This is a genomic window from Actinomyces oris, from assembly GCF_001937445.1.
Classification (GTDB): domain Bacteria; phylum Actinomycetota; class Actinomycetes; order Actinomycetales; family Actinomycetaceae; genus Actinomyces; species Actinomyces acetigenes.
Genome location: NZ_MSKS01000006.1, coordinates 69,610 through 93,161 on the forward strand (window position 1 = coordinate 69,610; position 23,552 = coordinate 93,161).

The following is a 23,552-nucleotide window of genomic DNA, read 5'->3' on the forward strand; positions in this document are numbered from 1 at the left end:
GTGGGAGCCCCCTTCAGTTCATGAGTACCTCCGGTGGGACTCGAACCCACAACACTCCGATTTTGAGTCGGATGCCTCTGCCAATTGGGCTACGGAGGCACGCCGCCGGCTCTGCGGGGGCGCTAACAGCGAGATCATACTAGGATCGCAGCCGTGAGCAATGAGTCCAGCACCACCAAGTCCCGCCGGGTGCTCGTCGCCGAGGACGAGACCCTCATCCGCCTTGACATCGTCGAGACTCTCACCGACGCCGGCTACGAGATCGTCGCGGAGGCCGCAGACGGTGAGGAGGCTGTCCGCCTGGCTGATGAGCATGACCCTGACCTGTGTGTTCTTGACGTCAAGATGCCGGTGACCGACGGCATCACCGCGGCGGAGAGGATTCTCGAGAAGCACAACTGCGCCGTCGTCATGCTGACCGCCTTCTCCCAGACCGAGCTCGTCGAACGAGCCAGCGCCGCCGGCGCCATGGCCTACGTCGTCAAGCCCTTCACCCCGGCGGATCTCATCCCGGCACTTGAGATCGCCATGTCACGGCACGAGGAGATCCTCTCCCTGGAGAGTGAGATCTCCGACCTCACCGAGCGCTTCGAGACCCGTAAACGCGTTGACCGGGCCAAGGGACTGCTCATGGAGCGCATGGGGCTGAGCGAGCCGGAGGCGTTCCGCTGGCTGCAGAAGACCTCCATGAACCGGCGTCTGACCATGCGCGAGGTGGCCGACGCCGTCATCGAACAGGTCGGTTCGGCCAAGAAGGACTAAGCGCCCACTGATCGCCCTCTGCGGAGCGGCGCCTCAGGTGAACAGGCTGCGCAGCGTCCCGACGGCGATGGTCCGCTCCTCGTCGTCAGTGACCGTCACCTGGTAGACCACGGTGCGACGGCCGCGGTGAAGAGGAACGGCGGTGGCCTTCACCCAGCCCTGGGACACGGAGCGCAGGTGGCTGACCGTCAGCTCCGCCCCCACCGGGACGGCACCGTCGGGCGCTGCCGCGCGCGCGGCCACGGAGGCAGCCGTCTCAATGATCGCAGCGGTGGCACCGCCGTGCAGGATTCCGACGACCTGTCGGGCGCCATCGACCGGCATCCGGACCTCGGTCCGATTCGCGTCACGAGTCACCACCTCCATCCCGAGGGTCTCCATGAGCGTGCCCTCCTCACTGTCCTCCAGCACCGCGTGCAGTGCTGAGGAGGCGGAGACGGCAGAGCCCGCGGGACGCGGATCCGGGTACGGGCGCCGGGCAGGGTCCGGGAAGGCCACGGCGGAGGCACTCGCTCCGGAGTAAGAGGCCGCAGTGACGCGGCCTACGGGGCCCAGCGGCCCGACGACCGCCGGCGAGCCGGGGGAGTCGGCGGAGGCAGGAGAGGCCTGAGAGTCACTGGAGCCCCCTACGCTGATGGGGGAGAGGGGCGAGTCGGACTGTGGATGGGTCATGGGCCTAGGCTGGCACGGTGAGCACCACCGAGACCAGCCCTGCGACGAGTCCAACACCTCAGTCCCCCTCGGATCCGGTACCCGAACGGCTTCTTCTCATTGACGGACACTCGATGGCCTTCCGCGCCTTCTACGCGCTGCCCGTCGACAACTTCACGACGTCGACGGGGCAGTCCACCAACGCCGTCCACGGCTTCGTGTCCATGTTCCTGTCGCTGCTGGACAATGAGCGCCCCACCCACGTGGCGGTCGCCTTCGACCTGCCGGGAGGCACCTTCCGCACTGAGGAGTACGCCGAGTACAAGGGAACCCGCGATGAGACGCCGCAGCCCTTCCTCGGGCAGGTCGAGCTCATCCAGGAGGTCCTGGAGGCCATGGGCGTCACAGCGCTGACCGCGCCGGGCTACGAGGCCGACGACATCCTGGCCACCCTGGCGACCTCTGCCCAGGCAGAGGGCATGGAGGTCCTCATCTGCTCCGGAGACCGCGACTCCTTCCAGACGGTCACCGAGCGGTGCACCGTGCTCTACCCGGTCAAGGGCGTGTCAACACTGCGTCGCATGACGCCTCAGGAGGTGGAGGAGCGCTATGGGGTGACGCCCGAGCGCTACCCGCACCTCGCCGCCCTGGTCGGCGAGACCAGCGACAACCTCCCCGGAGTCCCGGGCGTGGGCCCCAAGACCGCCGCCAAGTGGATCAACCTCTACGACGGGCTCGACGGCGTCATCGCTCATGCGGACCGGATCAAGGGCAAGGCCGGCCAGTCGCTGCGCGACCACCTCGACGACGTCGTGCGCAACCGCCGCCTCAACCACCTGCTCACCGACCTGGATCTCGGAGTCGTCCCGCGCACCGACCTGCGCCTTGCGGGCGCCGACCGCGCCGGCCTGGCACGCGTGTTCGAGGCCCTGGAGTTCCGCACCCTGCACCAGCGGGCGCTGCGCATCCTGAGCTTCACCGACACCTCCGACCACGCCGAGCCGGGCGAGGCAGAGGAAGCCGGCGCTTCGAACGCACTGAGCGACCTGGAGATCGTCTCGCTGGGACACGATCTCGCCGCGGGGCAGCTGGCTGACTGGTTGGAGGCCGGCCTGCCGGCAGATGGCGACGACGGCACCCGCCCCCTGGGTGTCGATGTTGTCGGCGCCCTCAGGCCGGTGGAGGGCGATGCCGTGCTCGTGTCGCTGTCCGATGGCTCTCGGGCGGTCGTCATCGATCTCGCCGAGATCCTGCCCGAGGACGAAGCCGTCCTGGCCCGGCTCCTGTCCGACGTGGAGCGCCCCAAGCTCGTCGCCGACGCGAAGGGCAGCTGGCACGCGCTGAGCGCCCGGGGGCTCACACTCGACGGCGTCGTCGCAGATCCCTCGCTGGCCGGCTACCTGTGCCGCCCTGAGCAGCGCAGCTACGACGTCGACACCCTCACCCAGCGCTGGCTCGGCATCGACCTGGCCTCCGTCAACGAGAACGGAGCCAGGGGCGACGGCGGCCCTGGCGACTCCCAGAGCGCCTTCGACCTCGAGGCCCTCACCTCCGAGGCCGTTCCCGCATCCCACCTGGCCAGTGCACGTCGGGCCGCCGCCCTGCTCCCGCTCCAGGCCGTGCTCGATGAGCAGATGGCGGCTCGTGATGTCACCGGACTGTTCACCGACCTGGAGATGCCCGTGGCCGCGACCCTGACCGTCATGGAGAACGCCGGCATCGCCGTCGACGACGCCGTGCTCCAAGCCCGCCAGACCGAGCTCGACGCCCGCGTGACCCACGCCGCTGAGGGCGCCTACGCCGCCGCCGGGCGAGAGCTCAACCTCTCCAGTCCCAAGCAGCTCCAGGCCGTCCTGTTCGACGAGCTGAAGATGCCCAAGACCCGCAAGACCAAGACCGGCTACACCACGGACGCCGATGCCCTGGCCGGGCTGTATGCCAAGACCTCCCACCCCTTCCTGGAGCACCTTCTTGAGCACCGCGACGCCATCAAGCTGCGGCAGACGGTTGAGGGACTGCGCAAGGCGATCCAGCCCGACGGTCGCATCCACACCACCTTCCAGCAGACCATCGCCGCCACGGGGCGCCTGTCCTCCACCGACCCCAACCTGCAGAACATCCCGGCCCGTCACGAGGAGGGGATGCGCATCCGCGAGGCCTTCACCGTCGGCGAGGGCTATGAGTGCCTCATGACCGCCGACTACTCCCAGATCGAGATGCGCATCATGGCGCACCTGTCCGCAGACCAGGCGCTGATCGAGGCCTTCCGCAGCGGGGAGGACCTGCACCGCTACGTCGCCGCCCTCGTCCACGGCATCAGGGTCGAGGACGTCACCGCCCAGCAGCGCAGCCACGTCAAGGCCATGAGCTATGGACTGGCCTACGGTCTGTCGACCTTCGGACTGGCCCGTCAGCTCGGTATCGACAACGCCGAGGCGGCGGATCTGAGGAACGCCTACTTCGCCAGGTTCGGGAAGGTTCACGACTACCTGGAGTCCGTCGTGGAGCAGGCGCGCCGCGACGGATACACCGAGACGATGTTCGGGCGCCGGCGCTACCTGCCCGACCTGACCAGCGACAACCGGCAGCGCCGTGAGATGGCTGAACGGGCCGCCCTCAACGCTCCTATCCAGGGCAGCGCCGCCGATATCGTCAAGAAGGCCATGATCGACGTCGACAGCGCGCTGAGCGAGCAGGCACTGGCAAGCCGCATCCTCCTGCAGATCCACGACGAGCTCCTCATCGAGGTCGCGCCCGGAGAGGCCGAGGCGGTCGAGGCCCTCCTCAAGGAACAGATGGGCGGGGCGGCAGAGCTCTCGGTCCCCCTGGACGTCGCTGTCGGACGAGGACGCACCTGGCGTGAGGCCGCCCACTAGAGGACCCTTCCAGGACCCGCGCTCTTGGCCGAAGAAGCCGGTGATATATGAATGAGATCGGCACGTCATCCTTTTGACATCAAGTCGTCAGATGACGTGAGCGATTGCACGTACGTACGGGATAATGCTTGAGCATCGTCTAGTTACGGATTCGTCACGTACTGCTAAGGTTTACTCGTGCGCTTCTGGGCGTCTCCTATGAGACTGATCCAACCAGGATGATGAATTGGTCCGGGCCGATCCACGTCACTGGGGAGCGCGCAGTCCCTATCAACCCGATCCAACTATCCGCATTCGGAGCATCCACTCAATGACAACCACTACGCCCAGCCCCGCCCCGGTCGCCGTCAACGACATCGGTTCGACCGAGGAGATCCTCGCCGCCGTTGACGAGACCATCAAGTACTTCGATGACGGCGATATCGTCGAGGGCACTGTCGTCAAGGTCGACCGTGATGAGGTCCTCCTCGACATCGGCTACAAGACCGAAGGCGTCATCCTCGCTCGCGAGCTGTCCATCAAGCACGACGTCGACCCCGATGAGATCGTCTCCGTCGGCGATGAGATCGAAGCCCTCGTCCTGCAGAAGGAGGACAAGGAAGGGCGTCTGCTCCTGAGCAAGAAGCGCGCGCAGTACGAGCGCGCCTGGGGCACCATCGAGCGCATCAAGGAGGAGGACGGCGTCGTCACCGGCTCCGTCATCGAGGTCGTCAAGGGCGGCCTCATCCTGGACATCGGCCTGCGCGGCTTCCTGCCCGCCTCCCTGGTGGAGATGCGTCGCGTTCGCGACCTCCAGCCCTACGTGGGCCGTGAGCTCGAGGCGAAGATCATTGAGCTGGACAAGAACCGCAACAACGTGGTCCTCTCCCGTCGCGCCTGGCTCGAGCAGACCCAGTCCGAGGTCCGCACCAACTTCCTGCAGACCCTGCAGAAGGGGCAGGTCCGCTCCGGTGTCGTGTCCTCCATCGTCAACTTCGGTGCCTTCGTGGACCTGGGCGGCGTCGACGGTCTGGTCCACGTCTCCGAGCTGTCCTGGAAGCACATCGACCACCCCTCCGAGGTCGTCGAGGTCGGCAACGAGGTCACGGTCGAGGTCCTGGACGTCGACTTCGACCGCGAGCGCGTCTCCCTGTCGCTCAAGGCGACCCAGGAGGACCCGTGGCAGGCCTTCGCCCGGACCCACGCCATCGGCCAGGTCGTTCCCGGCAAGGTCACCAAGCTGGTTCCCTTCGGTGCCTTCGTCCGCGTCGAGGACGGCATCGAAGGCCTGGTCCACATCTCCGAGCTGGCGCAGCGTCACGTCGAGGTCCCCGAGCAGGTGGCCAAGGTCGGAGACGAGGTCTTCGTCAAGGTCATCGACATCGACCTGGAGCGTCGTCGCATCTCCCTGTCGCTGAAGCAGGCCAACGAGGGAGTCGACCCGACGTCGGAGGACTTCGACCCCAGCCTCTACGGAATGGCGGCCGAGTACGACGAGCAGGGCAACTACAAGTACCCCGAGGGCTTCGACCCGGAGACCAACGAGTGGCTCGAGGGCTACGACGCCCAGCGCGAGGCCTGGGAGGCCGAGTACGCGGCTGCTCACGCCCGCTGGGAGGCCCACAAGGCCCAGGTCGCCAAGGCCCTGGAGGAGGAGCAGGAGTCCGGTGCTCCGGCGGCCCCCGCGGGCGGCACCTCCTACTCCTCGGCTCCGTCGGAGGCCTCTGGCACGCTGGCCTCCGATGAGGCCCTGGCCGCTCTGCGCGAGAAGCTCACTGGTAACTGAGCATCCGCACCTCTTCACTGATCAGAACTGATCTCTGACATCATCTGAGGGTCTCTGCCTGTTCTGCAGGTAGAGACCCTCAGATGTCGGTGCCTTCTCCCCATCGCTCGGGCACCTCACCTGTGCCATGCTGTGGCCGGGGCCGGCGCTCCCTGCCTCCCAGGAGCAGGAACCTGTACGTGACGACCGTTGGAGACGATATGAGCTATTGGGGCGACATTGCCCGTGCTCTGGAGGATGTCGACCCCGTCTGCCCCAGTCGCGCCGCTGCAGCGGCCCTGTGGAAGGCGATCGCCGCCGACGACGGCGAAGGGGCGGCTGCGGGAAACGCGCCCGACCAGGTGGTGCAGGCGGTCTGCGCCGTCGACCGGGCGTGGCTGGTTCAGCTGGGCCAGGACCCGGACACGAGCAGGAAGAGCCTTGAACAGGCGATCGCCTTCTGTCAGGGGATTCGGGCCGCCCACGGCTGCTCGACGCTTCCACTGCGCTACGCCCAGGTGGAGCTGTCCGCCGTCCTCGGCCTCAGGGACGAGGCCCTCGAACAGCTCCGTGAGGCCAGACTCTTCTCCTTCGGCAAGACCGACACCGGAGCCGTCCTGGCCACCGCCCGCATGCATGACGACTACTCCGGCGTCATCAGCACGGCCACGGCCACCCCGAAGCGTGCCGAGGCTGATCCCCTGGAGACCGCGCGGGGGCTGGGAGCGGTGCTGGTCCCCTACCTGGCCCACCAACGGCTCGTTGAGGCCGAGGACGCCTTCGTCTCCTTGAGCCGGCTCGACCTTCCAGATGTGGTGTCACTCCAGTGCCTGGCGGACAGGCTCGAGTACCTGGGGCTGTCCTCCCAGTGGCAGCGGGCCATCGCGCTCATCCGTCACAGCCCCATGAAGGCCGTCTCGGAGGCCTCGGCCTGGCAGCTGATGAACACCGCTGTCGGACTGGCTCTCGTCATGCGGGAGGCCAACCGGGCTGATTACGGAAAGCATGCCCTGGGTGCCTCGCTGAGCTGGACGACGCCGTGGGGGAACCTGGAGCTCACGGCTTGGGACACCGTTGTCCACGCCTATGACGTCATGACCGCCTTCGTGCGTGGCATCGCCCACCGCTTCGACGTCCGCAACGGCAACAATGGCGTGTCGTACCGGGTTGAGATGCGCATGGCCGCCGAGGCCGCAGGTCTGGCCAGCCGGTCCTACGGGACGGTGACGAGCGCCGTGCCGGCTGATCGCGCCCGGCTGCGTAATCAGGGTGCTCTGCTCAAGGACGTCCGTGAGCTGCTCACGCTGTCTCGCGGCTATGGCATGGAGTCGGTGCGACAGCGCGCCATGTCGACCGCGGAAACGGTCAGCGCCTCGCTGTCGGAGGTGGTGGACGACTCCACCCTGGAGCTGGTCGTCGACCTCCGCCTGGCCTTCGGCCGGCTGCTGGCGGCACTGGGCGCCAATGAACGCGCGGAGAAGGAGCATCTCGACACGGCGGAGCTGAGTCTGAGCCAAGGGTGGACGGAAACGGCCTGCGCCGCCCTGGCTCTGGCCTCGCACGCCGCTCAGGCTCGTGGAGACAGCGCTTCCAACGGCCGGGTATGGCGCCAGTGCCGGGAGGCGATGGAATCCTGGCCGATGAACCGGCCAGGAGAACGCTGCGGGATACTCGTCGACGCCGTCGGCGACCCTCTGGTTGCCGTGCAGGTCCTCTCCGCGCTGGCGGAGGTCCTGGTTGACGGGGTGGAGGAGGACCACTCTCGCGCACCGATCATCCGCGAGATCATCTCGCGGGCCTCGGAGCAGGCCTCCCGGTGCGCGAGTCCCCCGCAGGGCGCGGTGGAGTCGCTGGCCCGAGTCGAGGAGCGCATCGCTCCCTACGGGCGGGGCCGGGGAAGAAGAAGACGACCCGGATCAACCACGACGATCACGACTGACGGTCGGGCGGCCTCAGCGGGCGACTGACAGGGCGAGGCCGCGCCTTGTATCGCTGGTGACGCCAGTATCGCCGGCGCGCTGGCCCGGCTCGGGCAGGTCACGGCATGATGGGACCATGCGCCACACACCTGCCCCCTGTTCCATTCGCCGTCCGACGGATCGAGCCCTGCGCGTGGGGCTCACCGGTGGCATTGGTTCAGGCAAGTCGACGGTGGCCTGCCTGCTCGAGGAGCGTGGCGCGGTCGTGACCAGTGCCGACGAGGTCGCTCGTGACGTCGTCAGCCCGGGCAGTGACGGTCTTGCGGCAGTGGTGGCCGAGTTCGGGGAAGGAATCCTGGCCCCGGACGGCTCCCTGGACCGCAGTGCCCTGGGACTGCTGGTCTTCTCCGACGACCTGCGCCGTGTGCGCCTGGAGGAGCTCCTCCTGCCCCTCATCGCAGCAGAGGCGTGGGCTCGGATGGACACGGTTCCGGCCGGGCAGGTGGCGGTCTACGATGTTCCTCTCCTTGTCGAGGGGCAGATGCAGGACCTGTTCGATCTCGTCGTCGTCGTCGAGGCCGAGCTCGAGCTGCGTCTGGAGCGGCTCACCGCGCGAGGGATGACTCGTGACGAGGCACTGGCCCGTATCGCCGTGCAGGCCACCGACGAGGAACGCCGAGCCGTCGCCGATGTCATCGTGTCCAACTCTGGGACGCTGGAGGACCTGCGCGCCGAGGTCGACAGACTCTGGAGCACCCGGATCCTGGAGCCGGGAGCCACCGCCTGACGGCAGGGGAGGCCTTCCCATCGGCGGATACCGCGCCCACTCCTACAGTGAGGCGAGCAGCCACGGCGCCCCGGACGCCGTCGGGCCGGACAGTTCTACGAAAGGAACCGTCATGCCGCCTTCACCGATACAGACTCCCGCTCGTCGGAGCCTTCTGCTGCTCGGCGGCCTTGCTGCGGGCGGGATGCTCGCGGGCTGTGCCGCCATCCAGCAGCAGAACCGGGAGCCGACTGAGGAACCGAGCTCAGAGCCGGAACGGGACATGCCCAAGAAGCCGGTCCTGTACCTCTACCCCACGAAGACGATGGGCCTCTCGGTGTCCCTGGACTATGAGGGGACGCTGACCTACACCTATCCGACGCCGCAGACGCAGGCCGACGGCAGCGTCGCGTGGCAGGTGACGGCAGCACCTGACGGGGACCTGACCGACGCCTCGGGGCGGCACTACCCGTCACTGTTCTGGGAGGGGGAGGAGCCGGCCACCCTCGCTCAGGACGAGGGCTTCGTCGTCGAGGCGGATGCGGTCACCGGTTTCCTGGAGGACAAGCTCTCCACCCTGGGGCTCAGTGAGCGCGAGGCGGCCGAGTTCATCACCTTCTGGGGGCCGCGGATCGCCCAGCGGGGCAGAGCCCTGGTCACCTTCGCCTCTGAGGAGTTCGCGCGCCAGGCCGTCTACCGCTTCACAGACCCCTCCTCGGGTGCCGAGATCGTCCCGGATACCTTCATCCGGGTCTACATCGTCGTCGGGGACGCGCCGCAGACAGCGGTTCGGGAGCAGAAGCTGGTGCCCGCACCCGCCCGGACCGGATTCATCGCCGTCGAGTGGGGCGGAACCGAGAGGTAGAGCCGGAAAGCGGACTCAGCCCGAGCAGCTGCTGCGTCGGGAGGCGGTGCGGGCAGGGCCGAGGGCGCCAACGATGGTGGCGGAGACGGCGACGATGAAAGCCATGAAAGTTCCTTGGACTCAGGGGAAAAGACAGGGCAGACGCGGGCCCAGTGAGTATCCACATGAACATGGAACGGGACGGCCCGGCGTCCTGCGGAGATCACCGTAATAGGCGAACTCGATTGGAAGGTTCCTTCCTGGACACAAAAACGTATCTGTGTGGTGACAGCCGGATCGCAGGATGATGAACGAGCCGCCCGCGCGATCAGAGGTGTCAATGGTGTCGGCCGGACCGCGTAGCCTGAGGGTATGCGTCCCGTTACCGAGCTCCAGCGCGCAGCCAAGCCCTTCGAGGTCGTCAGCCCCTACACGCCCAGCGGTGACCAGCCCACGGCGATCGCCGAGCTGACCGAGCGCCTCCGGGCGGGGGAGAAGGACATCGTCCTGCTCGGTGCCACGGGAACCGGCAAGTCCGCGACGACCGCCTGGCTCGTCGAGCAGGTCCAGCGCCCCACCCTCATCCTGGAGCCGAACAAGACCCTGGCCGCCCAGATGGCCGCCGAGTTCCGCGAGCTTCTCCCGAACAACGCGGTGGAGTACTTCGTCTCCTACTACGACTACTACCAGCCCGAGGCCTACGTCCCACAGACGGACACCTTCATCGAGAAGGACTCCTCCATCAACGACGAGGTCGAGCGCCTGCGCCACAGCGCCACCAACTCCCTGCTCACCCGCCGAGACGTCGTCGTGGTCTCCTCGGTGTCCTGCATCTACGGCCTGGGCACCCCCCAGGAGTACGTGGACCGGATGACGCCCCTGGAGGTGGGCCAGCAGATCGACCGGGACGATCTTCTGCGGCGCTTCGTGACGATGCAGTACACCCGCAACGACATCGACTTCACCCGCGGCACCTTCCGCGTGCGCGGCGACACGGTGGAGATCATCCCGATGTACGAGGAGCTCGCCATCCGCATCGAGTTCTTCGGAGACGAGATCGAGGCGCTGGCCACGCTGCACCCCGTGACCGGCAACGTCATCGACACCGTCGAGCAGGTCTTCGTCTTCCCCGCCTCCCATTACGTGGCCGGTCCCGAACGCATGCAGAAGGCCATCGAGGGCATCGAGGCCGAGCTCGCCGAGCGCCTGGCCCAGCTCGAGCACGACGGCCGGCTCCTGGAGGCCCAGCGCCTGCGAATGCGCACCACCTACGACCTGGAGATGCTGCAGCAGATCGGCATGTGCTCGGGGATCGAGAACTACTCCCTGCACATCGACGGGCGCGAGACCGGCACCCCGCCCAACACGCTCCTGGACTACTTCCCCGAGGACTTCCTCCTCGTCATCGACGAGTCCCACGTGACCGTCCCCCAGATCGGGGCCATGCACGAGGGGGACGCCTCCCGCAAGCGCACCCTGGTCGAGCACGGGTTCCGTCTGCCCTCCGCACTGGACAACCGCCCCCTGACCTTCGCCGAGTTCGAGGACCGCGTCGGTCAGACCGTCTACCTGTCGGCCACCCCGGGCGACTACGAGACCCAGCGCTCCGACGGCGTCGTCGAGCAGATCATCCGGCCCACGGGACTGGTGGACCCCAAGGTCGTCGTCAAGCCCACGCAGGGACAGATCGACGACCTGCTCGAGGAGGTGCGCACCCGCGTCGAGCGCCAGGAGCGGATCCTGGTGACCACCCTGACCAAGCGCATGGCCGAGGACCTGACCACCTATCTCGCCGAGAGGGGCGTGCGCGTGGAGTACCTCCACTCCGACGTTGACACGCTGCGACGCGTCGAGCTCCTGCGCGAGCTGCGGCTGGGGCGCTTCGACGTCCTGGTGGGCATCAACCTGCTGCGTGAGGGCCTGGACCTGCCGGAGGTCTCGCTCGTGTCCATCCTGGACGCGGACAAGGAGGGCTTCCTGCGCTCGACCCGTTCCCTGGTGCAGACCATCGGACGTGCCGCCCGCAACGTCTCCGGCGAGGTCCACATGTACGCCGACACCATCACCCCGGCCATGGCCGAGGCCATCGAGGAGACTGAGCGCCGCCGCACCAAGCAGCTGGCCTACAACGCCGAGCACGGCATCGACCCGCAACCGCTGCGCAAGAAGATCGCCGACGTCACCGACATGCTCGCCCGTGAGGACGTCGACACCGCCGACCTCCTGGCCGGCGGCTACCGGGGCCACGAGGACTCATCGGTGCGGGCCCGACGCAAGCACGCCGCCGAGGCCACAGTGCGCGAGAAGCTCGCCGGGGCGGCACAGGGCGACCTCGCCGAGCTCATCAACGAGCTCACCCAGCAGATGCACGCCGCCGCCGAGGATCTCCACTTCGAGCTCGCCGCCCGGCTGCGTGACGAGATCCAGGACCTCAAGAAGGAGCTGCGTGCCATGCAGGCCGCCGACTGATCTCACAGCCATGAGTGCGTCGGCGGGGCTACGCCGAGAGGAAACGCCCCGTTAGACTCTCGGACGTTATACACGGAGGGGAGTACTCCCAACCAACGGCGACGTCGTCATCACGGCGGTGCGGGCACCACGTACGGTCCTGCGTTCCCGGCGTCGCGGCCAGAGCGGTACGCGCCTTGAGGGCCTGTGCACGTGGCGGGAGGAGACCTCCGGTACCAGTTCCGTACCGGAGGAGAACACGTGGACGTCCACATCCTGGGGTGGATCGGCCTGGCGGCCATCATCCTGGCCCTCATCGTGATCGACATCGTCGGTCACGTGCGCACCCCTCACGAGCCCACCATGAAGGAGGCCGCCGTCTGGTCGGTGGCCTATATCGCCATGGCGCTGGCATTCTCCGGCATCGTCTGGTTCGTGTGGGGCGGGGGTTTCGCCCAGGAGTACCTGGCCGGCTACATCACCGAGAAGGCGCTGAGCATCGACAACCTCTTCGTCTTCGTCATCATGATGTCCTCCTTCAAGGTGCCCCGGAAGTACCAGCAGGAGGTGCTGCTCGCAGGCATCGTCATCGCCCTCGTCCTCAGGCTCATCTTCATCCTCGCAGGCGCTGCGCTCATCAATAACTTCTCCTGGGTGTTCTACTTCTTCGGGGCCTGGCTCCTGTGGACCGCCTTCTCCCAGGCCCGGGAGGGAGTCGAGGAACCCGACGACGACGATGAGGAGTACCGGCCCAGCGGCTTTGTCAAGCTCGTCGCCCGCGTCATCCCCATGACCGACGGCTTCGTGGGCGGCAAGGTCATTCACCGCCACGCCGGGCGCACCATGATCACCCCCATGATGCTGTGCATCATCGCCATCGGTACCGCCGACGTCATGTTCGCCGTCGACTCCATCCCCGCGATCTACTCCCTGACCGGCGAGCCCTTCCTGGTCTTCTCCGCCAACGCCTTCTCCCTGCTGGGCCTGCGCCAGCTCTACTTCCTCATCGACGGGCTGCTCGACCGCCTCGTCTACCTCCACTACGGCCTGGCGGTCATCCTCGGCTTCATCGGCTTCAAGCTCATCGTTCACGCCCTGCACACCAACGAGGTGCCCTTCGTCAACGGTGGCCAGGAGTGGTACGCCATCCCTGAGGCGTCGATCGGCGTGTCCCTGGGCGTCATCATCTCCACCATCCTGGTCACGGTCATCGCCTCGATTCTCAAGTCGCGAGCAGATGCTCGGCGTGCCGAGGCCGCATCCTGAGGTCTCGGCCCCCAGGAGGAGGAGCACCCTCCGACTGATTCACTACTGTGTGACTCGTGAGTACGACGAGTCCCCCCGAGTCCCCGGTGATCGGGCTCAGCGCCGCCCAGGTCGCCGAGCGTGTCAGTTCCGGACGGACCAACGAGTACCGCGAGCGGACCTCCCGCAGTGCCGTCCAGATCCTGCGAGCCAATGTCTTCACGATCTTCAACGGCATCCTCGGCGTCGCGCTGGTCCTCGTCCTGGCACTGGGGCACTGGGCGGACGCTCTGTTCGGTTTCGTTCTGCTGCTCAACACCGCCACCGGGACCCTGACGGAGATCCGCGCCAAGCGCGCCCTGGACCGTTTGTCTGTGCTGGAGACGCCCCGCGCCGTTGTCGTCAGGGACGGGACTGAGACCGAGGTGGCGGTCGGCGAGGTCGTCCTCGACGACGTCGTACGGCTCCGGGCCGGACAGCAGGTGCCTGCTGATGGGGAGGTCCTGGCCAGTGACGGACTGGAGATCGATGAGTCGATCCTCACCGGTGAGTCCCGGCCCGTGCGCCCCGTGAGCGGAGCGCAGGTCATGTCCGGGACCACGGTGATGGCCGGGACCGGGCTGTTCCGCACCACCGCGGTCGGCGGGGACGCCTACGCCCACCGGCTGGCCCGGGAGGCCCGCAGGTACTCGCTCGTCGTCAGCGAGCTGCAGGCTGGGACCAACCGGGTGCTGCACTGGATCAGCTGGGTCATCGTGCCCGTGGCCCTCGTGCTGGTGTGGTCCCAGCTGCGGTTGAGCGGAAGCATCGCCGAGGCCTGGAGCAGCGGCGCCTGGCGGAACGCAGTCGTCGCCGGTATCGCGGGCGTGGTCAGCATGGTGCCCCAGGGCCTGGTCCTTCTGACCTCCGTCAACTTCGCCACCGCCTCCCTGTCCCTGGCCAGGCGCAACGTCCTGGTTCAGGAGCTGCCTGCCGTCGAGGTCCTGGCCCGGGTCGACACCCTGTGCCTGGACAAGACCGGCACCATCACCACCGGCCGCATCCGCCTCGGGGAGATCCAGGGCGCCGACGGCGGTCGGGCGTCCTGTGAGGTGCTCTCGGCGCTCGCCCTACTCAGTACGGTGGGGGAGCCCAACGCCACCGCCGACGCCATCAGGGAGGGGCTCAGCGATCCCGAGCGCCTCGGCGAGCACGGCCTCAGGGAAGTCCCGGAACCCGGCGAGGCGGCCTTCTCGACAGACGTCGAGTCAGTGCCCTTCTCCTCGCGCCGCAAGTGGTCCGCAGCTCGCGACCGCTCCGGCACCACCTGGGTGCTCGGCGCCCCCGAGATCCTCCTGGCAGGACACAGCGAGTCAGTACTGGATCGTGCTCGTCAGATCGCCGCGCAGGGAGCGCGCGTCGTGGCCCTGGCCCGCTCATGCTCACCCTGGAGGCTGATTCCGGGGGAGGAGGAGCCTCGGCTTCCCGACGACCTTGAGGCCGCAGGGATCGTCGTTCTCACCGAGGAGATACGCCCCGACGCCGCCGAGACCCTCGCCTACTTCCGCCAGCAGGGCGTCGACGCCAAGGTCATCTCCGGTGACAGCCCTGAGACCGTGGCCGCGGTTGCTCGTCAGGCCGGAGTCACCGCTCCTGACGGCGGCGAGCTCGTCGCCCTGGACGCACGTACCCTGCCTGCCGGAGCGGGCAGCGGGCAGGAGACGGAGGAGGACCTGGACCGCCTGGCCGACGCCGTTGAGGGCGCCAGCGTCCTGGGACGGGTCACTCCCGAGCAGAAACGGGCACTGGTGCGGGCACTGAAGTCCCGAGGGCACGTCGTCGCGATGACCGGGGACGGCGTCAACGACGCCCTGGCGCTCAAGGACGCCGACCTCGGCATCGCCATGGGCAATGGGGCACCGGCCACGAAGGCGGTTGCGCGCCTGGTGCTGCTCAAAGGAGAGTTCTCGGCCCTGCCCGGGGTCGTGGCCCAGGGGCGCCGCGTCATGGCCAACACCGAGCGCATCGCCTCCCTGTTCCTGGCCAAGACCATCTACGCCTCGCTCATCGCCGTCGTCGTGTCAGCCCTGGCGGTCGCCTACCCGTTCCTACCCCGTCAGTTCACGGTCGTCTCCTCTCTGACGATCGGAATCCCCGCCTTCGTCCTGGCCCTGGCCCCCAGTGACCAGCGCTACCGGGAGGGGTTCCTCAGACGAGTGCTCAGCCTGTGCGTACCGGCGGGACTCATGGCGGGCACCGTGACCCTGACCACGTACCTCTGGCTGACACTCACCCACGCCCCGCGCGCCCAGGTGACCACGGCGACGACCCTGGTGCTCATCACCTGCGGTCTGTGGCTGCTTACACTCACCGCCAGACCGTTGACGAGCTGGCGGCTGGGGCTGGTGGTCCTCATGGGGGCGATCGCGGTCCTCGGCGTCGTCGCCCCGCCGGTGCGCGCCTTCTTCCTTCTGGCCTGGCCCACCCCCGGCGTGTGGTGGGTGATCGCGCTCATGGCGGGCCTGGCCGTTGGCGGCATCGAGCTGGTCCACCTGGTGCGACGCCGGATCGTGCGTGACCGTTAGGGACCGCACCCTGAGGCGTGAAGGCACATCGCCGCTGAGCGTGAAGACCGGTGCCTCAGTCCGGGTCAGGCCGGCTCAGGCCAGGACCCCGATGACCGGGTTCCACTCGCGCGCGATACGCTCTGAGATGAAGCCTGCCTGCTGGAAGGGGTCCTCCTCGAGCAGGGCCAGCGCGCCGGCCTCGTCGTCGGCCCGCACGACGATGAGGGCGTCATGGGTGCCCACGTAGGGGCCTGCGGCCAGCAGCCGGCCCTCATCGGCCAGCCGGCCGTTGAAGGCGCGGTGCGAGGGCCGAACAGTGGCCATCTCCTCGTCCTTGTCAGTGACGTAGCGGTACTCGACGGCGTAGATCTTGCTCATGACCTCAGCATAAGGGCGGCAGCGCCAGCCGTGGAGAGAACCCAGGAGCGCAGGCATTCTTCCGCCGTCCCGACCATGAGACACGTCGAACACATGTGCGATGCGCGGGACGCGCAGTCACCCCTTAGACTCGAATCCCGTGAACGACTCTCTCATCATCCGTGGGGCCCGCGAGCACAATCTCAAGGGCGTCGACCTGGACCTGCCGCGCGACACGATGATCGTCTTCACCGGACTGTCGGGCTCGGGCAAGTCCTCCCTCGCCTTCGACACGATCTTCGCCGAGGGGCAGCGCCGCTACGTGGAGTCCCTGTCCTCCTACGCCCGCCAGTTCCTCGGCCAGATGGACAAGCCCGACGTCGAACTCATCGAGGGCCTGAGCCCGGCTGTCTCCATCGACCAGAAGTCCACCTCGCGCAACCCCCGCTCAACAGTGGGCACCGTGACGGAGATCTACGACTACCTGCGTCTGCTCTACTCGCGCGCCGGTATCCAGCACTGCCCGGTCTGCGACGCCGTCATCTCCTCCCAAACCCCGCAGCAGATCGTCGACCAGGTCCGCTCCCTGCCCGAAGGCACACGCTTCCAGGTTCTCGCCCCCGTGGTGCGCGGACGCAAGGGCGAGTACTCCGAGCTCTTCGGCGAGCTGCGCGGACGCGGCTTCAACCGGGTGCGCGTCGACGGCGCCGCCGAGCGCCTCGACAACCCCCCGACCCTCAACAAGCGCCTCAAGCACGACATCGAGGTCATCGTCGACCGGCTCGTCGTCCGCGAGGGTATCCGCCAGCGCCTCACCGACTCGGTGGAGACAGCGCTCGGCCTGGCGGAGGGCCTGGTCATCATCGAGCAGGTCGACCTGCCCGAGGACGACCCTGACCGGGAGCGACGCTACTCCGAGAAGCGCGCCTGCCCCAACGAGCACCCCCTGGCCCTGGACGAGATGGAGCCGCGCACCTTCTCCTTCAACGCCCCCTACGGCGCCTGCCCCGCTTGCACCGGGATCGGCACCCGGCTCGAAGTCGACCCCGAGCTCGTCGTCCCCGACGAGGAGCTCACCCTGGCCGAGGGTGCCGTCGCCCCCTGGTCGAGCCACCAGAAGTACTTCACCCGCCAGCTCGAGGCCCTGGGCAAAGAGCTCTCCTTCGACGTCGACACCCCCTGGCGCGCCCTTCCGGCGCGTGCGCGGGAGGCGATCCTGCGCGGCAAGGACTACGAGGTCAAGGTCACCTACCGCAACCGTTGGGGGCGCGAACGCATCTACTCCACCGGCTTCGAGGGCGTCCTCGACTACGTCATGCGCAAGCATGACGAGACCGAGTCCGACTGGTCCCGGGAGCGTTACCAGGCCTACATGCGTGAGATCCCCTGTCCCGTCTGCGACGGAGCCCGGCTCAAGCCCGAGGTGCTGGCCGTGCGTGTGGGCGAGCTGTCCATCGCTCAGCTGTGCGAGCTTCCGATCAACGAGGCCCGCGACTTCCTGGCCGACCTCAACCTCACCGGCCAGGCCGCCCAGATCGCCGGAAGCGTCCTGACGGAGATCAACGCGCGCCTCGGCTTCCTCGTGGACGTGGGTCTGGACTACCTCAGCCTGGCCCGCGGCGCGGCCACGCTCTCCGGGGGTGAGGCTCAGCGCATCCGCCTGGCCACCCAGATCGGCTCAGGCCTGGTGGGCGTCCTCTACGTCCTGGACGAGCCCAGTATCGGTCTGCACCAGCGCGACAACACCCGACTCATCGAGACCCTCCAGCGACTGCGGGACCTGGGTAACACGCTCATCGTCGTCGAGCACGACGAGGACACCATCCGCTCGGCCGACTGGATCGTTGACATCGGGCCGGGAGCCGGCGAGCTGGGCGGTGAGGTCGTCTACTCCGGTGACGTCGCGGGCCTGGCCGGAGCCGAGGGCTCCATCACCGGCGACTACCTGGCCAGGCGGCGTCAGATCAAGATCCCCGCCACTCGACGCAAGCGGGACAAGAACCGTGAGGTCACCGTCGTCGGCGCCCGCGAGAACAACCTCAAGGACGTCACCGTCTCCTTCCCGCTCGGCGTGCTCACCGCCGTCACGGGTGTATCCGGCTCGGGGAAGTCCTCCCTGGTCAACTCCATCCTCTACCAGGTGCTCGCCAACAGGCTCAACCGGGCCCGCGGCGTACCCGGCAGGCACAAGACGGTGCGGGGAGTGGAGCACCTGGACAAGGTGGTCCACGTTGACCAGTCACCGATCGGGCGCACGCCCCGGTCCAACCCCGCCACCTACACCGGCGTGTGGGACCACATCCGCAAGATTTTCGCGGCCGTGCCCGACTCGAAGGTGCGCGGCTACGGACCCGGGCGCTTCTCCTTCAACGTCAAGGGCGGACGCTGCGAGTCCTGCAAGGGTGACGGCACCCTCAAGATCGAGATGAACTTCCTGCCCGACGTCTACGTCCCCTGCGAGGTCTGCCACGGCGCCCGCTACAACCGGGAGACCCTGGAGATCCGCTACAAGGACAAGACGGTCGCCGACGTCCTGGACATGACCATCCACCAGGCGGCCGACTTCTTCTCCGCCTCCTCGGTCATCTCCCGCCACCTCAACACCCTGGTCGAGGTGGGACTGGGGTACGTGCGCCTGGGACAGTCGGCCACCACTCTCTCCGGCGGTGAGGCCCAGCGCGTCAAGCTCGCCACCGAGCTGCAGCGCCGCTCCACCGGCCGGACCATCTACGTCCTGGATGAACCGACCACCGGGCTGCACTTCGAGGACATCCGCAAGCTGCTCGGGGTGCTTCAGGGGCTGGTGGACAAGGGCAACTCCGTGGTCGTCATCGAGCACAACCTCGACGTCATCGCCAACGCCGACTGGGTCATCGACATGGGCCCCGAGGGCGGCAAGGGCGGGGGAACCGTCGTCGTGGCTGGGACCCCGGAGAAGGTCGCCGCCACCGAGGCGTCCTACACCGGCCAGTTCCTGGCCCCGGTGCTTGAGGCCGCCCGCGGCTGACGCCCGTGCCCGCTCCGGTCCGGCTCAGCTGGACGGTTCGACGGCGGATCCTCGCCGCGCTCAGATGCTCCCGGGGCCCATGGGGACCTGGTCGTGCTCGCGACGCTGCTCCTGCGCGAAGCGGTTGTAGAGCAGTGAGAGGACGAAGCAGACGACACCTGCGGCCGCCAGCGAGATGACTCGAATGATCGAGTTCTGCGAGGCCACGTCCATAACGGCGAGCTTGAGCACGGACAGAAGCACCAGGGTCAGTCCGTAGTGGCGCAGGATCGTCAAACGCGCGCCGAAGCCCAAGACGATGCAGGCTCCGCCCGTCAGCAGGACCAGCACCGATATGAGGACCGAGCCCGGTCCCACCTCGGTGGCCACCATGACTGCGAACCACATGAGCAGCGAGTTGCCGATCGCAAGGCTCAGACACACCTCCGCTCTCCGCCGCCAGGGAAGCAGGAGCCACGTGGCGCTCGCGCCCAGTCCCAGGGCGACGGCGACCAGTAGCAGCATCCAGACAGACGAGGACGCGGCATCAGCCCACGACAGCGTCGCCAGCGCCAGCATGGCCACCATCCCCGAGACGATCCAGGACGGTGCCGGCGCTCCCGTCTGCCTCCCTGATGGGTCGGGCAGGGCCGCGCCGTGGGGGCCTACCTGGTAACGGGCTCCTCGGCACTGCCCACTGAGCACTCGCAGGGGTGTGGCGCCACCAGAGACCGCACCCAGCGCGATGAGTGCGATCGTCACCAGGCCCGGGACCATGCGCAGGGCCGCCCAGGTGCCCTGGGAGTCCTCCACGAGGCCGGATCCCAGGAACGGAACGAGGACGGTGAGATTGAAAGCCACTGCCGCCAGAGCCGCCCGCAGGGCCAGCACCCGTGGCTGAGTGCGTGAAGGTGCGGCATACGGAGCCGGGACCGCAGAGCTGCGTGCGACTCGGTCACCGAGCCCCTCGGCCACGCACACCATAAGCGCAGAGATCACCACGGAGATGATCAGCGACCACGAGTCGCTGCGGGAGTAAGCAGTGCCCGCAGGCACGAGAATCGGCGCCGTCCCGAGAAGGGCCAGGATCGGGGCCGGCTCCACTCTTGCGTTCATGATGGCCGGGAGAAGGCACAGCATCGCAGCGACGACGACGAAGAGATGGACCCGGGGGGGCGTCAATGACCACCATGCCGGCCAGTGCGAGGGGGAAGAACGCGGCCTCGTGCCCGATCGCCATGGCGCGGCGCCAGTGATCGGGGCAGTAGCCCGGGAGAGTCGCGAGCGCCGCCGCGGCCAGCAGGAGAAGCTCGAGGAGATAGGTGATGACGACGACGGTGTGCGCCAGGTGCAGAGTCATCTGCCCCATCAACAGGTTGATGAACCCCACCATGAGCACCGCCGCAGTCAGGCCCCAGTCCCAGCCTGAGGTCTTGACACCAATGCTCCACAGCCGTGTGCTCGCGTGCATCGTCTGAGACACCAGCAGCACGCACAGGATGAGACTGATGCTGGTGCCGCCGACGGTGGAGACGCGCAGCATCGGCTGGATCGGTGCGGCGATGAGGGCTGTCGCCGTCGCCACCATCGATGTCACCGGATACCAGGCGGCCGACCTCATCCGTCCGGTGTTGCGCGACAGGACGGTGCAGGTCAGCGCCAGCACCGTGACATAGATACTGACCATCAGCCACGTGACGAGCGCGGCCTGTGGCTGGCGCGCCACGTGACTGACTGCGAACCCGATGGTCACCAGAGCGCCGATAGTAGAGACGACCGCGGTGAACAGCACCCGTGTCATATGCGACACGGCCAGAAGCACGATGCCCCAGCAGGCCATGAGGATCAGCGCGGGCTCCGGGCGGAGCATCCCGCCGAGAAGGACGGCTCCCACGACGGCGACAAAACCCAGCCCCCCGCCAGTTCCCGTGATCGTCGCTGCGGCGACACGGTGATGGGGATGACGGAGCCCCAGTCGAGCTCCGGAGGCCGTCATCGTGACCGCGATGAGTGCCAGCCCCAGGATCTTGACAGGGTTGGGAATGGAGCCCCAGACGAGAGCCAGCAGACTGACCCCGGCAGACAGCACGAGCACCGCTGCGGCGCCGGAGAGCAGATAGCGCCCGAGGTTGCCCTCCCGCATCGCTCGCTGGACCCAGCCCGGGACTGCCTCGGCCTCAGCGCCGCCTGCCTGGCCGATCCCGGTCGGTCCCACCTGGTTCGTCCCTTGCGTATGAGGGGCGTTGCCCGCCACGGGGGCAGGCTGCATCGGAGCCGGGCTCGCCTGGGGCGCGAAGGATCGCGCGGGCTCCACGGGGGCGGGAGGCTGGAAGCGTTGGTCCTGCGGTACCTCAGTCTGAGTAGCTCGGGGAGCGTCAGTGGACAGGGGCGTTGTGGGGTGGGCGGTTCTGTCCTCCGGGAGAGGGCCGTTGACCGGGGCCTGAACGGGGGACTCGTTGAGACGCTGCCAGGAGTGCTCCGAGGCGGCCCTCGTCTGCGGGGGAATCGCAGGCGGAGTCGTCTCCGGATGGGAGGGGCTGTCGCTCCTCGCCGTGGCGGGGGAGTCGCTGCTCTCCTGCGTCGGGGCGGCGGAGGAGTAGGTCAGCCAGGTGACGCGCTCCGCGAGCCAGTCGATCTTCCTCTCGATGAGGTCCAGTCGCTGCAGGACCAGGGCGACATTCGGCCCGACAGTGGGCGGTATGGACATGACGGTTCTCCTCGTCACTCGGTGCTCGGCGGTGAGCACGTGTCACTCAACCGGATCATCTGAGAGTAAAGGGGAGTCGTCGATGTCGTGAAGGGGGTACAAGTGCCCTGTGGATAACTCGAGAACCGGGAGAGGTCCGATCCTTCAAGAACGAACAGAACCGAACAAAGTGACACAAGAACGGTCAGGCTGAGATAGGCTGCGCGTCATGAGCGAGAACGGACTCACTTCAGCCCAGCACAAGATGCGCGACGCCGGCGTCGCAGAGCAGGCCATCACGGTCTTCACCCACTACTACCAGGCCCTGGAGGCCGGAGCCACAGGACTCATCCCCGAGGAGACCATCGAGCCCCTCACCCAGATCGACTCCCTGGCTGACGTCGAGGTCAGCGAGGAGGAAGCCCGCGAGGCGCTGAGCAAGACGGTCTTCATCCGGCTCAATGGGGGCCTGGGCACCTCGATGGGCCTGGATCGCGCCAAGTCCCTTCTGCCGGTGCGTGACGGCAAGACCTTCCTGGACCTGCTGGTCGATCAGGTCCTGGCGGCGCGTCGACGTTACGGCGTGAGCCTGCCGCTGATCCTCATGAACTCCTTCCGCACTCGCGAGGACTCCCTCGAGGTGCTGGCCGGGCACCCCGAGATCCAGGTCGACGGCCTGCCCCTGGACTTCCTGCAGAACCGCGAGCCCAAGCTGCGCGCTGACGATCTGACTCCCGTGGAGTGGGAGGCCGACCCCGAGCTCGAGTGGTGTCCTCCGGGCCACGGCGACATCTACACCGCCCTGCTCGCCTCCGGGCTGCTGGACGCCCTCCTGGACAAGGGCTACCGGTACGCCATGACCGCTAACTCCGACAACCTCGGTGCGGCCCCGTCGGCCAGGATCGCCGGCTGGTTCGCGGCCTCCGGTGCGCCCTATGCCCCAGAGATGTGCCGCCGCACTCCGGCCGACGTCAAGGGCGGGCACTTGGCCGTGCGCAAGAGCGACGGGCGCATCATCCTGCGTGACACGGCACAGACCCCCGACGACCAGATGCACTTCTTCACCGACCAGTTCCGCCACCCCTTCTTCCATACGAACAACCTCTGGTTCGATCTCAAGGTGCTGCGCGACACCCTGGTCGAGCGGGGAGGGATCCTCGGGCTTCCGCTCATCAGGAACAGCAAGACGGTGGACCCCGCCGACTCCTCCTCGACGCCAGTCATCCAGCTCGAGACGGCCATGGGGGCCGCTGTGGAGGCCTTCGAGGGGGCGACTGCCATCGAGGTGCCCCGCTCCCGCTTCCTGCCGGTGAAGACCACCAACGATCTGCTGCTGGTGCGCTCGGACGTCTACAAGGTCGACGACGACGGTCTGCTGCAGATGGTCCCGGAGCAGGCCTGCACCGTGAGTCTCGACCCACGCTTCTACAAGAAGATCCAGGACTTCGAGGCGCGGTTCCCCGACGGCGTCCCCTCCATCAAGGAGGCGCAGTCGCTGACCGTGGATGGCGACTGGACCTTTGGCGCCGACGTCGTCGCCACCGGTGAGGCGCACGTGGAGGCGGAGGGCTCGCCCGGAAGGATCGCCGACGGCACCCGGATCTGAGTAAGCCGTTGGTCGCGACCTTGCCGGTCGTTACTGGCCGTTACTGGCCGTTACACGGTGGCGCCGGACTCTCAGTCATGAGGTCCGGCGCCACCGCGCTGAGCAGGAATGAAAAA

General features: G+C 67.7%; 13 protein-coding genes, 1 tRNA gene and 1 pseudogene. 11 read left to right on the top strand and 4 right to left on the bottom strand.

Going from position 1 to position 23,552, the window contains the following annotated elements:
* Positions 1-25 precede the first annotated feature (25 nt).
* Positions 26-99 (bottom strand) — tRNA-Leu (locus BKH20_RS01725).
* Positions 100-153: 54 nt separating this feature from the next.
* Here BKH20_RS01725 and BKH20_RS01730 point away from each other — a divergent pair.
* Complete coding sequence (locus tag BKH20_RS01730) at positions 154-762, top strand: ANTAR domain-containing response regulator (RefSeq protein WP_009405613.1); 609 nt, start codon at positions 154-156, stop codon at positions 760-762.
* A gap of 33 nt (positions 763-795) precedes the next feature.
* On the opposite strand, the gene BKH20_RS01735 is transcribed toward BKH20_RS01730, so the two are convergent.
* Positions 796-1,434: a PaaI family thioesterase gene (locus BKH20_RS01735; protein WP_256277305.1), complete on the bottom strand. Its 639-nt coding sequence runs from the start codon at positions 1,432-1,434 to the stop codon at positions 796-798.
* A 17-nt stretch (positions 1,435-1,451) separates the two neighbouring features.
* On the opposite strand from BKH20_RS01735, the gene polA reads away from it, so the two are divergent.
* The 8 genes from polA (at position 1,452) to BKH20_RS01775 (ending at position 15,819) form a co-directional block, all read left to right on the top strand.
* Entirely contained in the window at positions 1,452-4,289 is a 2,838-nt protein-coding gene (polA, locus tag BKH20_RS01740; RefSeq protein ID WP_075389686.1) for a DNA polymerase I, read from the top strand.
* A gap of 310 nt (positions 4,290-4,599) precedes the next feature.
* Positions 4,600-6,054: a 30S ribosomal protein S1 gene (gene rpsA / locus BKH20_RS01745; RefSeq protein ID WP_009393299.1), complete on the top strand. Its 1,455-nt coding sequence runs from the start codon at positions 4,600-4,602 to the stop codon at positions 6,052-6,054.
* Between the two features lie 200 nt (positions 6,055-6,254).
* Positions 6,255-8,000 carry a hypothetical protein gene (locus BKH20_RS01750; RefSeq protein ID WP_075389687.1) on the top strand — a complete coding sequence of 582 codons (1,746 nt, stop codon included), beginning with the start codon at positions 6,255-6,257 and terminating at the stop codon, positions 7,998-8,000.
* Positions 8,001-8,088: 88 nt separating this feature from the next.
* Positions 8,089-8,739, top strand: coding sequence for a dephospho-CoA kinase (coaE, locus tag BKH20_RS01755; RefSeq protein ID WP_256692978.1), 651 nt, complete (start codon positions 8,089-8,091; stop codon positions 8,737-8,739).
* A 112-nt stretch (positions 8,740-8,851) separates the two neighbouring features.
* Positions 8,852-9,583, top strand: a complete 732-nt coding sequence (locus tag BKH20_RS01760; RefSeq protein WP_075389689.1) for a transcriptional initiation protein Tat — start codon at positions 8,852-8,854, stop codon at positions 9,581-9,583.
* 351 nt (positions 9,584-9,934) lie between these two features.
* Positions 9,935-12,031, top strand: a complete 2,097-nt coding sequence (gene uvrB / locus BKH20_RS01765) for an excinuclease ABC subunit UvrB (protein WP_075389690.1) — start codon at positions 9,935-9,937, stop codon at positions 12,029-12,031.
* 240 nt (positions 12,032-12,271) lie between these two features.
* Positions 12,272-13,276, top strand: coding sequence for a TerC family protein (locus BKH20_RS01770; RefSeq protein ID WP_075389691.1), 1,005 nt, complete (start codon positions 12,272-12,274; stop codon positions 13,274-13,276).
* A 56-nt stretch (positions 13,277-13,332) separates the two neighbouring features.
* Positions 13,333-15,819, top strand: a complete 2,487-nt coding sequence (locus BKH20_RS01775; RefSeq protein ID WP_075389692.1) for an HAD-IC family P-type ATPase — start codon at positions 13,333-13,335, stop codon at positions 15,817-15,819.
* Positions 15,820-15,894: 75 nt separating this feature from the next.
* Here BKH20_RS01775 and BKH20_RS01780 read toward each other — a convergent pair whose 3' ends face one another.
* Entirely contained in the window at positions 15,895-16,179 is a 285-nt protein-coding gene (locus BKH20_RS01780; protein ID WP_075389693.1) for a YciI family protein, read from the bottom strand.
* A gap of 139 nt (positions 16,180-16,318) precedes the next feature.
* On the opposite strand from BKH20_RS01780, the gene uvrA reads away from it, so the two are divergent.
* Positions 16,319-19,165, top strand: coding sequence for an excinuclease ABC subunit UvrA (uvrA, locus tag BKH20_RS01785; protein WP_075389694.1), 2,847 nt, complete (start codon positions 16,319-16,321; stop codon positions 19,163-19,165).
* A gap of 60 nt (positions 19,166-19,225) precedes the next feature.
* On the opposite strand, the pseudogene BKH20_RS01790 reads toward uvrA, so the two are convergent.
* Positions 19,226-21,851: pseudogene (locus tag BKH20_RS01790) on the bottom strand (DUF2339 domain-containing protein).
* A gap of 208 nt (positions 21,852-22,059) precedes the next feature.
* On the opposite strand from BKH20_RS01790, the gene BKH20_RS01795 reads away from it, so the two are divergent.
* Positions 22,060-23,436, top strand: coding sequence for a UTP--glucose-1-phosphate uridylyltransferase (locus tag BKH20_RS01795; protein WP_075389695.1), 1,377 nt, complete (start codon positions 22,060-22,062; stop codon positions 23,434-23,436).
* Positions 23,437-23,552 lie beyond the last annotated feature (116 nt).